Consider the following 13,087-nt stretch of genomic DNA (forward strand, 5'->3'; position numbering starts at 1 on the left):
TCAAAAACTTTGTGAAGCCGTCGAGCATTTCGTCGACTTTGCGCACACGCGCCTAATCTTTGGCGCGGCGCGGTCGAAATAAGAGCAGCGCAACGCTGCCGAATATGGCAAATTGCCGCCCTTTCCTGACCAGCCCATTCGCGGTAGTTCACTCGATGACCAGAAACATGAAATTCAGCCACAAAATCCTGTTGGCTGCCGCCCTTGTGGTGGCCGTTGCGTTCGCCTGTTTCATCTTTTTCAACGACTATCGCCAGCGTCAGGCCTTGAGCAGCAGCACCGAAGCGACCATGCAGGAGCTGGGCAGCCTGACCACCAGCAACATCCAGACCTGGCTGGAAAGCCGTATCCAACTGCTGCAATCGCTGTCGCAGCAGGTCGCCGTCGACGGCAATGCGCCCGCCAGCCTCAAGCGCATCATTGACCTGCCTGCGTACACCGGCAATTTCCAGCTCAGCTACTTCGGTGGCGCTGACGGCGTGATGTTCTCGGTGCCAGCGGGCAACCGCGCGCCGGACTACGACCCACGCGCGCGTGGCTGGTACAAAGCGGCCAACAGCGCACAACAGACCATCGTCACCGAACCGTACATCGCCGCTTCGTCAGGCAAACTGGTGATCACCGTCGCCACCCCGGTACAGCGTCAGGGCCAGATGCTCGGCGTGGCCGGGGCCGACATTGATTTGAGCAGCGTCAGCGCGATCATCAACTCGCTGAACTTCGGCGGCCACGGGCACGCATTCATCGTCAGCGCCGAAGGCAAGATCCTCATCCACCCGGACAGCAAACTGGTGCTCAAGACCCTCGCCGAGGCTTATCCAAACGGCGCCCCACACGTCAGCCCGGGCCTGAAAGAAGTCGAGTTTGACGGCAATACCCAGTTGATTTCCTTCACCCACGTCAACGGCGTGCCGTCGGCTGACTGGTACGTGGCGCTGGTGCTCGACAAAGACACCGCGTTCTCGATGCTCAGCGAATTCCGCACCTCGGCACTGATCGCCATGGTCATCGCCGTGCTGATCATCATCGGCCTGCTCGGCATGCTCATTCGTGTGTTGATGCAGCCGCTGCTGACCATGGGCCGTGCAATGCATGACATCGCTGAAGGCGAAGGCGACCTGACCAAGCGTCTGGTGATTCATGGCAACGATGAATTCGGCGCACTGGGCACGTCGTTCAACCGCTTCGTCGAACGCATTCACACTTCGATCCGCGAAGTGTCGTCGGCCACCGGCCAGGTCAACGAGGTCGCCCTGCGTGTGGTCGCTGCCTCGAACTCGTCGATGTACAACTCCGACCAGCAGGCCAGCCGCACCAACAGCGTCGCCGCGGCGATCAATCAGCTCGGCGCCGCCGCCCAGGAAATCGCCCAGAACGCTGCCCTCGCCTCGCAGCATTCCAGCGATGCGCGCAGCCTCGCGGTCGACGGCCAGCAAGTGGTGGATAAAACCATCCACGCCATGCAACAGCTGTCGGCAAAGATCAGCGACTCCTGCGGCAACATCGAAACGCTGAACAGCAACACGGTGAACATCGGCCAGATTCTCGAGGTGATCACCAGCATTTCCCAACAGACCAACCTGCTCGCGCTCAACGCTGCCATCGAAGCCGCGCGCGCCGGTGAAGCCGGACGCGGTTTCGCCGTGGTCGCTGACGAGGTGCGCAACCTCGCGCACCGCACCCAGGATTCGGCGCAGCAAGTGCAGAAAATGATCGAAGAGTTGCAGGTCGGCGCGCGCCAAGCGGTGACCATCATGACCGAGAGCCAGCGCGAGAGCGAAAGCAGCGTCGGCATCGCCAATCAGGCCGGCGAGCGCCTGGGCAGCGTGACCCAGCGCATCGGCGAAATCGACGGCATGAACCAGTCGGTGGCCACTGCGACCGAGGAACAAACGGCCGTGGTCGAGTCGATCAACGTTGATATCAACGAGATCAACACACTGAATCAGGAAGGCGTGGAGAACTTGCAGGCGACGTTGCGCGCGTGTTCGGATCTTGAGCAGCAGGCGGCGCGTCTCAAGCAGCTGGTTGGCAGCTTCCGTATATAAAGATCAAAAGATCGCAGCCTTCGGCAGCTCCTACAGAATGAACGCGTTACTCATGTAGGAGCTGTCGAAGGCTGCGATCTTTTCTGCGTTCAGAACCGCGACCCAGGCTTCGAAAGAAATACCAACTCTTCAGCAGTGGACTCCCGCCCCAACACCGCATTGCGATGCGGAAATCTTCCAAACTGCGCAATCACTTTCCGATGCCGCTCGGCATAGTCCAGGTTATCGGCAAACACTGCCCGCTCCGACTCTGGCTGCTCAGCCACCAATCCAATAAATCTGGAAACGGCTTCGTTCTGCACCGCGAGGTTTTCGCAGTGTTCGAATACCAGGTAAATGAATACCCGCTGAATCGGCTTCAGGCGCCGATCAAAATCCGCCGCCACCCCTTGCGCGACAAGCTTCTGTGCGCGCAGATCACCGGAAAACGCTTTGGGGGTGTCGCGATAGATCATGCGTGGCAGTTGATCGAGCAACAGCACCACCGCCAGCCAGCCTTCGGGACATTGCGTCCACTCGGTCAATTCGCCGGCCAGGGCCTGATCGACAAAGACCCCGAAACGCGTCTGCGCTTCGAGGTCTTGGCTGTTTCGCTTGCCGAACCACAACTTGCCCTTTGCGGCCGCTACTTCGCTGGCTGATTCGGCGTGTCCGAACCACCAGTCGAGCAACGGCTGCCAGGGCGCGTGCATGGTTTATTCCTTGTGGTAGGCCGTGGCGCGGGCGACTTCTTCTTTCGAACCGAGGAACACTGCAACGCGCTGGTGCAGGCCTTCCGGCTGGATGTCGAGAATACGCTGGTGACCGTCAGTGGACGCGCCACCGGCTTGTTCGACGAGGAACGACATCGGGTTGGCTTCGTACATCAGGCGCAGCTTGCCTGGTTTCGACGGCTCGCGGCTGTCGCGTGGGTACATGAACAGACCGCCACGGGTCAGGATGCGGTGCACGTCGGCAACCATCGCCGCGACCCAACGCATGTTGTAGTTCTTCTTCAACGGGCCTTCTTCACCGGCCAGCAGTTCGCCAACATAGCGCTGCACCGGGGCTTCCCAGTGACGCTGGTTGGACATGTTGATGGCGAATTCCTGGGTGGTTTCCGGGATGGTGATGTCTTCGTGAGTCAGGACGAAGCTGCCCATTTCGCGGTCCAGCGTAAAGCCTTTGACGCCGTCGCCCAAGGTCAGCACCAGCATGGTCTGCGGGCCGTAGATGGCGTAACCGGCGGCCACTTGCTGGGTGCCTGGCTGCAGGAAGGCTTTTTCGTTCAGCGGCTCGTTCTGGCTCAGGTATTCGTTCGGGCAACGCAATACCGAGAAAATCGTGCCGACCGGGGCGTTGATGTCGATGTTCGACGAGCCGTCCAGTGGGTCGAACACCAGCAGGTACGCGCCTTTCGGGTATTTGCCCGGGATCTGGTAGGCATTGTCCATTTCTTCGGACGCCATTCCGGCCAGGTGACCGCCCCATTCGTTGGCTTCGAGCAGGATCTCGTTAGAGATCACGTCGAGCTTCTTCTGCACTTCGCCTTGCACGTTCTCGGTGCCCATGCTGCCCAGAACACCACCCAGGGCGCCTTTGGATACGGCGTGGCTGATCTCCTTGCAGGCACGCGCCACCACTTCGATCAAAAAGCGCAGATCGGCAGGAGTGTTGTTGCTGCGGGTCTGCTCAATCAAATAGCGACTCAAGGTAACGCGGGACATGGACGGCTCCGGTGGAATGGGGGGCTGAAAACCCGCGCAGTTTACAGGGAGTCTGAAAACCTAGCGAGCGAAGACGCCGGCTAACGTGCGCCTGGGTGTATTTGCCTGTATGAGACGTGATTGTCGGTGGAGAGTTCAGGTGTCGGATTGAGCGTAGTTCGAAATCGGACGAAGGTGATTGGCTTGGCAAATGTATTGATTGAGGAGCCGCCTTCGCGAGCAAGCCCCGCTCCCACATTCGATCTGCATAGTGCACAGATCCATTGTGGGAGGCGGACTTGCTCGCGAATGGCGCGCAGCCGCTCATGCTCCGGTATTGGCGGGCGGCTTGCGCAACAGGCTGAACGCCATCGCCCCCAGAAACACCACGCTCAACAGCAATACCGCCCACAGCCCGATTTTCTTCCAGTTGGTCCCGGCCACCGCGGCTGCGGTCGTCGTCGAAGTCTGCGTCACCACGGCTTCGCTTTGCACCGAGGCCTTGCCCAGCGTCGCCAGCATCTGCGGTTTGAAATCCGGAATCAGCGTGGTCAACGGCAGGTTCGCCGTTTTCACCGTGGCATTGCCCAAGGCCAGACTGTACGGCCCATCGCCTCGGGCGAGGAAAATCACCTGGGTGGCGCGCAATGCGTATTTCAGATCCGGCGCCTGCTCACCCAGCCCGCCGCCGCGCTCATCCACGGTCAGCTTGAGTTGCTGCACGGTCTGCCCGGACAGCGGGATTTCGTTCTGCACCACGTCCTGATTGTTCTGGCTCAGGCGATACAGCAGGCCACTGCTCAATGTCTGCCAAGGCAAGTGGCTCTCGCGCCGGCCGGCCAACGTAACCGGGGCCAGACTGTTTGGCTGTTTCAGCTCAACCTGCACCCGCTCGACATTCAGCCCCATCGGCAGCTGCCAGATGTATTCCCCGGCCTTGGTGCTGCTGCCGGCCACGCTCGACGACCAGACCAGTGGCAGCGGCAGATTGCGCGGGTCGCTGCTCTTCAGTTGTGCCGAAGTCAGGATCGGCGCCGAACCCGGCGACTCCCACAGCAGGCGCACGTAGCGCGCGGTCTGCCCCGGCAAAGTCACTTCGTGCTGTTCGATGCGCTCATCGGAAAAGGTCAGCCGCGCCACCTGGCCCTCGCCCCAGGATTGCCAGTGCTGCAGATCGTCGCTGGCCTCGATGCTGAAACGCTGGAAACCGTCGCGCTCGCTGGTCCAGTCGAGGATCAACTGCTGCAACGGTGCCTTGATCGCACTGGCATCCAGCAGCCAACCGCGCAGCACTTCTTCGCCCGCCTCCAGTTGCGAGGACGGCTGCACTTCAACCAGCGTGCCGTTGGTGGTCGACTGCACGCGCACATTGGGCGCGCGCTCGCTGGCGTCGGCGGCGTTGTACAGCGGGAACCATTTGACCTCGTGCAGCTTGCCGTCGTCGCGGGTCTGCGCCGATTCGCGAGCCAAGGCATAGGCCTGCGCTTCGCCGGCGGCGTTGAACACACGCAAGTCGCTGAGATCGGTCTGGCGCGCCTGCAATTGCACGCTCAGCGGCAATTCGAGGCGATACCACGGGCCATTGCCACTCACCGACAACGGCACCTGCGTGGCGAAGTCCGCCGGTTTTTCCTGAGCGCCGGCCACCATTACCACGCCCAGCACCAACCATCCCAGATTCAGCATGCGACTCACGAGGCAACTCCTTCGGTTTCCGGCGCGGGCTTGTCCGCCGCCGGTTCAGCCTCGACGCGTTTGGGTGGCAGCGGCGCAAAGTAGCCAACCACCAGCAGCAACACGCCGACGCCGATAAACGAGACGATCCGGGCGAGGCCGCCACGGTTGCTCAATTCGACAAAAATCAGTTTCGCCACTACCAGCGCAATCAGCGCCGCACCGATCAGCCAGACTTCGCGTCGATGGCGCAGATGGCCGCCGATCATCAGCCCCAGCGCCATCAACGTCCAGACGATCGACAGGCCGGCCTGCACCAGCATCGACGCGAGCAGCTGATCGAGCTCGAACGGGATGCCGGCCCAGTGATGCGCAGCGCGGGTGACCAACGCGGTGCAAAAGGCGAACAGCGAGACCCCGGCGATCAATTGCGTGGCGTGGTCGGCGTAGTCCTGGCGGATCGACAGCTGCGCAACCGCGCTGCGCGACCAGACATAAACGCTGAACAGCGCGAACAGCAGTCCCAACTCCAGTGGATTGAGCAGCGGCACGTAAGGCAACGGCTCGGCATTGCCATCGCTGACGCCATTGGCCAGCCAGAACCACGCCAGCATCAGCACCGCCAGCGGTGCCGCTGCGTACAAGCGGTACTCGCGAGCAAACGCGGCGACCGGCCACGGCCAGCTGCGCGGTGCCGCCATCAACAGCAAATACAGGCTCGGCAGAATCGCCCAACCCAGCCAGCGCCAGGCGTTGTACTGCTCGGACAACAGCAGCAAGCCGTAACGCAACTCCAGCGCCAGCACGCCGATCAGCAGCCAGCAACCGAGCACATGGGCGGCGCTCAACGCGCGCACCGGCAACATCCACGCCAGGCGGCGCAGGCTGAAGAAATGCACCGCGAACAGCACCGGCCAAGCCAGCCAGCCAAAGTCGGCGGCGGGGTGATAACGCGCATGCCAAGCGCCGAGCAAAACCAGCGCAGCGGCCGGAATCAGCAAGGCGCAGAGCAAACCCAGCGCCGGCCATTTCAGGCGCAGCGACGAAATCGTCCACAGCGCCACACTGACCGCCGCAGCCAGCAGCAACAACGTGACCTGCAGATTCGGCGAAGCAAACCGCAGCACTTCGCTGACCCACGCCAGCGCCCACCAAGCGGCGCCCCAGACCAGCAGCACCTGCGACAAGCGCTGCAAACCCAAGGCATCGAAAGCAGTGACATGGTTGCCCAGTTGCAAGCGCCACGCACCGATCAGCGCGGCCAGCCCCAGCACCAGCGGCGTCCAGAAGCCGCCATGGGCCAGCGGTTTCAGCCCTTCGCTGGGCAGCGGCCCGAGCCATTCAGGGCCGGCGAGCAGAAACGCCGCGCCGCCGACCACCTGCAACAGCAGCCCGAAAACGAAACTCAGACGCTGTTGCAGGTACAGGCTCAGCCAGATGATCAGCAAACCGCTGGCCGCCCACACTGCACTCGCGGTTTGCCACGGCAGCACGAACAGCACCGCCAGATTGATCAGTACCAAGCCGGCCAGCAGCACCACCGACAAGCCGCGCAGCAGGCGCACGTCGCTGCGCACCATCTCGTCCCGCGCCGCCAGCAGCATGCCGGCGATCAACGCCACGCCTATCAACGACGCACTGAGCAAACCGCTCCAGCCAGCGCTGAACACCGCCGCCGAATCTTCACCGCCAGTTTGCAGGCGCAACAGGAACAACGCACCGCCCAGCAACTGCACGGCGAACGCGGTAAACAGGAACGTGCGCGATTGAATTCGCAAGCCAACAAACAACGTTGCCAAACCCGCCAACGCCCAACTGATTGCCGTGCCCTGAATGAACAGGAACAACGGCGCCAGCAGATACAGGAACGTCAGGCCCAGGCATGCCAGCACTGGCAGGCCGTGCCTTTCCCACGGCGATGTCAGCTCAGGCGTAGCCTTGCGCAGCTGAAGGAAACTGAACAGCAACGCGGCGCCAAGCATTAGCGCGCCCAACGGTGCGCCGTCGAGCAGGCTGCTCTCGCCGAGCTGCAGTTGGCTGAGAAACGCCAGCGCTGAACCCAGTTGTAGCAACAAGGCAAAAGCCCGGGCGAACGGACGATGCTGACGCAAACCGAGCCAGAAAATCCCCGCGCCTTCCACGGCCCACGCCGCTGAAGTCCAGCGCGCATCGAGCCCCAGCGGAATCGCCAGGCTGGCAAAAATCACCCCCAGCGCCAGACAGGTTTCGCCCAGCAGCATCGCGCGCCCGCCCATCAGCGTTTTGGCCAGCGCCATGTAGATCATGCCCAGCGCCAACGCGCTGAAGGCCGCGGCAAATTCGAGGTGCTGGACCAGCGCGAACTGCAAACCGAAGCCAATGATCGGCGGGCCGAACAACATCGTGCCGTCGACGTAATCGCCCTTGCGCGCCGACCATTGCAGCAACGCTTCACGGTCGGCCTCCGCCGGCGCGTCCGGCATGTCGCGCAACTTGCGCCGGGCGAACAGCAGGCCGATGGCGAGGTACATGAGGAAAAACAGGATCAGAAACGGCTCGGTGCTCCACAGCAGTTCCGGCGTGTAGGAGCGCAGGCCCCAGGCGAACCCGATGCCGAACGTGCCGACGAAGCCGATCAGATTGAGCAGGCGCCAGGCCTTGAACCAGGCGATGGCGAGAATGCCGGCATTGAGCAAAGCGAAATAACTGAACAACGCGACATGATTGCCTTCGCCGGTAGACGTCAGAATCGGCGCGGCGAAACCGCCCAATGCCGCGGCTGCCGCCAGCCCCAGTGCATCCTGAGTGATCGCCAGAATTGCCGAGAACACCGTAACCGCGACCAGCAAGCCCAGCGCGGCGGACGGATCAAGCAACGGATGCAAACGCATCGCCGCAAACACTGTCAGGTACAGCACGGCGATCCCGGTGCCTTGCAGCATCAATGCATAGTGGCTGTTCCGTCGGCGTAGCCACCAACCGAGCGCCAGCAGGGCCAACGCCGCTGCCGCGACGCCGGCGTAACGCAACTCGATCGGTACCACCATGCCTTCGGTGGCGTAACGCAGCAAAAACGCCAGACCGAAAAACAGCAGCACCACACCCACGCGCAACACAGTGTTGCCGCCGAACAGCCAGTTGCGCGCAGCGCTGATGCCACGTTCGATCAGGTTCGGGCCACGGGGTTCGGCAGGTTGTTGTGCTGGCGCAGCAGGAGCCGGTTCGGCACGCCAGGCATCGACGGGCAGCGGCTGACTGGTTTCGCCGGCGACGGCGGAAATCGGTTCGAGTTCGGGCGGCAGTTCCCAGATCAGCTCAGGGGTAGGGGCGGCCTGCTCAGCCACGTTGACGGGTTCGACGACTGGCTCGGCTTCAGGTGTCGGTGTCGGCGCATGCGAGGGCGCCCCCTCCAGCACAAACAGCCGCTGAGCCACGCCTTGCAAGGCTTCGCGCACCTGCTCGAGCTGGCGCTGTTGCTCCGCCGTTTGCGCGCCGAGGCGCGCAATGCGTAGCGCCTGGCCGATGACCAGTCCTAGCAGGGCGCCCAACAGCGCGCCACTGAATGACTCGTCGAGCAGTCCACCGAGCACCAGCCCGATCAACATGAACATCCATTGCATGGTCGATATCCCTGAGCGCAAAGGCCAATCCGGGAAGATTAGCGCAGCCTGTCGCAAAAAGATCGCAGCCTGCGACAGCTCCTACAAAGGTTTATAAGAACACTTTGTGTAGGAGCTGCCGAAGGCTGCGATCTTTTCCGGCGCGCCGATTATATCGAGCCAGGCGGGAAGTTACTCCAGCGCTTTCCAGATATCCGTCGCGTACTCGCGTATCGTCCGGTCGGAAGAGAACCAGCCCATTCGCGAAGTGTTGAGCACCGCTGAACGCCACCAGTTCTGCGAATCGTGCCAGTGCGCATCGACGCGCTTCTGCGCTTCCCAGTAGGAGTCGAAGTCGGCACAGACCAGGAAGCGGTCATAGTCGATCAGCGAGTCGATCAGCCCGGTGTAACGCGAGGTGTCGTCCGGTGAGAAAACGCCGCTGCGAATCGCTTGCAGCACATCGTTCAAACGATGGGACGCGGCGATGTCGGGCACGGCGCTGAACTCGTGGTTCTGCTTGCGCGCTTCAACCTGTTGCGCACTGAGACCGAAGATGAACATGTGCTCGGCACCGATGCGCTCGCACATTTCCACGTTGGCACCGTCGAGGGTGCCGATGGTCAGCGCGCCGTTGAGGCCGAACTTCATGTTGCTGGTACCCGACGCCTCGAATCCGGCGGTGGAAATCTGCTCGGACAAGTCCGCCGCCGGGATGATGCTCTCAGCGAGGCTGACGTTGTAGTTGGGCAGGAACACTACTTTCAACAGACCGCGCACCGTCGGGTCGTTATTCACAACTCGGGCGATGTCGTTGGTCAGCTTGATGATCAGCTTGGCCTGGTGATAACTCGCCGCTGCTTTACCGGCGAAGATCTTCACCCGTGGCACCCAGTCGACTTCCGGCTCGGCACGAATCGCTTGGTACAACGCCACGGTGTGCAGCAGGTTGAGCAGCTGACGTTTGTATTCGTGGATACGTTTGACCTGCACGTCGAACATCGCCGCCGGATTGACCGCAATCCCCAGGCGCTCGTGAATCAGATAGGCCAGCGCCTTCTTGCTGTGCAAACGCTGCTCGGCGAAGGCTTTGCGGAATGCAGTTTTTTCGGCGAACGGTTCGAGTTCGGGCAGGCGCTCTTCGGGATGGTCGAGCACATCGGGGCCGAGGGCATCGACCAGCATCGAGGTCAGTTCAGGATTGGCCTGATACAGCCAGCGGCGGAAAGTGATGCCGTTGGTTTTATTGTTGATCCGCTCCGGGTAGAGCTTGTGCAGTTCGGCGAATACGGTTTTGCGCATCAGTTGCGTATGCAGACCGGACACGCCGTTGACGCTGTGCGAGCCGAGGAACGCGAGGTTGCCCATGCGCACGCGGCGGCCGTTGTCTTCTTCGATCAGCGACACAGCGCGCAACACGTCGAAATCGTGGATACCCTTGGCCCGCAGCGAATCGATGTGCTGCGCGTTGATCAGGTAAATGATCTGCATGTGCCGTGGCAGCATGCGTTCCATCAGCCCGACCGGCCAGGTTTCCAGCGCTTCCGGCAGCAGCGTGTGGTTGGTGTACGACAGCGTGTCGACGGTGACTTGCCATGCCGCGTCCCATGCGACGTCGTAGACGTCGACGAGCTGGCGCATCAACTCGGCCACCGCAATCGATGGGTGAGTGTCGTTGAGCTGGATCGCCGCGTGATCACCGAGGGTCAGCACCGAGGTGTGCATGTTGCGGTGACGGCGCAGCAGATCCTGCAGCGAAGCGGCGACGAAGAAGTATTCCTGGCGCAGGCGCAGCTCTTGCCCGGCTTCAGTGCTGTCTGCCGGGTAGAGGACGCGGGAAATACTTTCGGCGCGGGCCACTTCCGCCACGGCGCCCAAGTGGTCACCGGCGTTGAAGCGCTCCAAATGCAAATCTTCCATCGCCCGCGCGCGCCACAGCCGCAGGGTGTTGACACTCGCGCCGCGCCAGCCGACCACCGGCGTGTCGTAGGCAATCGCCCGCACGGTTTCCGCCGGCGACCAGACCTGACGGGTCTTGCCGGAGGCATCGGTGACGGTTTCGACGCTGCCGCCGAAGCCGATCGGGTACACCACCTCAGGGCGTTCGAATTCCCACGGGTTACCGAAATCCAGCCAGTGTTCGGTTTGCTCCTGTTGCCAGCCATCGACGATCGCCTGACGGAACAAGCCGTGTTCATAACGAATGCCATAACCATGGCCGGCGATGCCGAGGGTCGACATGCTTTCCATGAAGCACGCCGCCAGGCGTCCGAGGCCGCCGTTGCCGAGCGCCGCATCAGGCTCAAGCAGGCGGATGCGCTCCAGATCGACGCCCAGCTCTGTCAGCGCTTCACGGGCAACGTCGAGCAGGCCAAGATTGCTCAGGCTGTCGTAGAGCAGGCGACCGATGAGAAATTCCAGCGAGAGGTAATAAACCCGCTTCTGGCCTTTGCGGTAGATCTGGCGGGTGTGGTCCATCCAGTGTTCGACCATGTGATCACGCGCCGCCAGGGCGATGGCTTCGAACCAGTCATGGTCGAACGCGTGATCGGGGTCTTTGCCCACGGCGTAGGTGAGTTTGGTCAGGACGGCGTCGCGGAATGCGGCCACCTCTGCTTCGCGAACTAGTGGTTCTTGAGTCATCAACAGGACCTCGAGCGAGCGGGAATTTTCTGAGCCTAGACGGTCTGACCGGCGGTATCGGCTCTGGTTCGGCAGTATTTGCCCGGACTGTGCGCCAGTGCGACATAACCTTGGCGGATGAGCCAGTGAATGCAGGGGCCGTGCCGTCCTGTCGGGCAAAATGCGGTTGCTGTGAAAATATCCGGCGAAAGGTTGTTCAAAATTCCACCGCTCCCGGTATGATCGCGCGCCCTGATGCACACACGCCTGGTAACTCCCGATGATGAAGCCCAACCTGATCGCCGCCGCCGAGATTGATCGTCTCGATACGTGGGCCAAATACTCGGCGCCGATGTGCGGCTCCTGTATCTCCAGCTGCTGCACGCTGCCGGTCGAGGTCAAGATCAAGGACCTGGTGCGCATAGGTGTGGTTGACGAGTTCGAACTGGGCGATCCGCCGAAGAACATCGCCAAACGTCTGCAGAAGGAAGGTCTGGTCGAGCGCTTCAATCAGAAATCGGGGATCTTCACCCTGCAGCGCATGAGCAACAACGACTGCTATTACCTGGATCGTAAAAGCCGCCTGTGCACCATTTATGACAAACGCCCTGACACCTGCCGCAACCACCCGAAAATCGGCCCGCGGCCGGGGTATTGCGCCTACAAGCCCAAAGAAGTTGAGCGCGTGCAGAATTCCCGCTCGATCGAGAAATTCTGAAGATCAAAAGATCGCAGCCTTCGGCAGCTCCTAAAGGGGAATGCGTATCCCTGTAGGAGCTGCCGAAGGCTGCGATCTTTTTTGCCTTGATTGCCGGGCAAACAAAAACGCCCCCGGTCTCGCGACCGGGGGCGTTTTCTATTCCAGGGCTGAATTACGCCTTGGCTTTCTTGGCAGCGCGGGTACGCTCGCTTTCGTCGAGGATCTTCTTGCGAAGACGGATCGACTTAGGCGTGACTTCGCACAGCTCGTCTTCCTGGATGTATTCCAGAGCCTGTTCCAGGGTGAAGCGAACAGGTTGGACCAGAGCGATGGTTTCGTCTTTACCCGAAGCACGCATGTTGTCGAGCTTCTTGCCTTTGGTCGGGTTTACACCCAGGTCGTTGTCGCGGCTGTTCTGACCAACGATCTGACCGTTGTAGATCTCCTGGCCGTGTTCTACGAACAGCTTGCCGCGAGCCTGCAGGGTTTCCAGCGAGTAGGTCAGTGCCTTGCCGGTTTCAACCGAAACCAGAACGCCGTTCTGACGACCGGACATGTGGCCCGACTTGACGGTGTCGTAACGATCGAAGATCGAGGTCAGGATGCCAGCACCGTTGGTCAGGGTCAGGAACTGGTTACGGAAACCGATCAGACCGCGAGCAGGGATGTTGTAATCAAGACGAAAACCCCCCAAGCCATCCGTCACCAAGTTGATCAGGTCGCCTAAACGCCTACCCATCAAAACCATAAACAAGCACTCAGCTTCTACAGGGATGACCA

7 protein-coding genes and 1 pseudogene are annotated in these 13,087 nt (G+C 61.5%); 2 read left to right on the forward strand and 6 right to left on the reverse strand.

What is annotated here, in order from left to right; genetic code table 11:
* Positions 1-155 precede the first annotated feature (155 nt).
* Positions 156-2,048, forward strand: coding sequence for a methyl-accepting chemotaxis protein (locus ACIGDJ_RS10265; RefSeq protein ID WP_312997929.1), 1,893 nt, complete (start codon positions 156-158; stop codon positions 2,046-2,048).
* 89 nt (positions 2,049-2,137) lie between these two features.
* Here ACIGDJ_RS10265 and ACIGDJ_RS10270 read toward each other — a convergent pair whose 3' ends face one another.
* The 5 genes from ACIGDJ_RS10270 to ACIGDJ_RS10290 form a co-directional block, all read right to left on the reverse strand.
* The gene (locus ACIGDJ_RS10270) at positions 2,138-2,740 is read right to left on the reverse strand and encodes a DUF924 family protein (RefSeq protein ID WP_312997932.1); all 603 of its coding nucleotides are present in this window, start codon (positions 2,738-2,740) and stop codon (positions 2,138-2,140) included.
* Positions 2,741-2,743: 3 nt separating this feature from the next.
* Complete coding sequence (locus ACIGDJ_RS10275; RefSeq protein WP_016772098.1) at positions 2,744-3,754, reverse strand: class 1 fructose-bisphosphatase; 1,011 nt, start codon at positions 3,752-3,754, stop codon at positions 2,744-2,746.
* A 303-nt stretch (positions 3,755-4,057) separates the two neighbouring features.
* Entirely contained in the window at positions 4,058-5,428 is a 1,371-nt protein-coding gene (locus ACIGDJ_RS10280; RefSeq protein WP_101156742.1) for a DUF3999 domain-containing protein, read from the reverse strand.
* Positions 5,425-9,006 (reverse strand): DUF2339 domain-containing protein, encoded by a 3,582-nt coding sequence (locus tag ACIGDJ_RS10285; RefSeq protein WP_397479460.1) that lies wholly within the window; start codon positions 9,004-9,006, stop codon positions 5,425-5,427. Before ACIGDJ_RS10285 ends, ACIGDJ_RS10280 begins: the two co-directional genes overlap by 4 nt.
* A gap of 171 nt (positions 9,007-9,177) precedes the next feature.
* Complete coding sequence (locus ACIGDJ_RS10290; RefSeq protein WP_101156746.1) at positions 9,178-11,628, reverse strand: glycogen/starch/alpha-glucan phosphorylase; 2,451 nt, start codon at positions 11,626-11,628, stop codon at positions 9,178-9,180.
* 259 nt (positions 11,629-11,887) lie between these two features.
* Here ACIGDJ_RS10290 and ACIGDJ_RS10295 point away from each other — a divergent pair, with 259 nt between their 5' ends.
* Complete coding sequence (locus ACIGDJ_RS10295; protein WP_045122258.1) at positions 11,888-12,325, forward strand: YkgJ family cysteine cluster protein; 438 nt, start codon at positions 11,888-11,890, stop codon at positions 12,323-12,325.
* Between the two features lie 154 nt (positions 12,326-12,479).
* On the opposite strand, the pseudogene ACIGDJ_RS10300 reads toward ACIGDJ_RS10295, so the two are convergent.
* Positions 12,480-13,087, reverse strand: a pseudogene (locus ACIGDJ_RS10300) (translational GTPase TypA); the annotation flags it as partial.

The sequence above is a fragment of the Pseudomonas sp. NPDC079367 genome (genome assembly GCF_044542195.1).
Lineage (GTDB): Bacteria > Pseudomonadota > Gammaproteobacteria > Pseudomonadales > Pseudomonadaceae > Aquipseudomonas.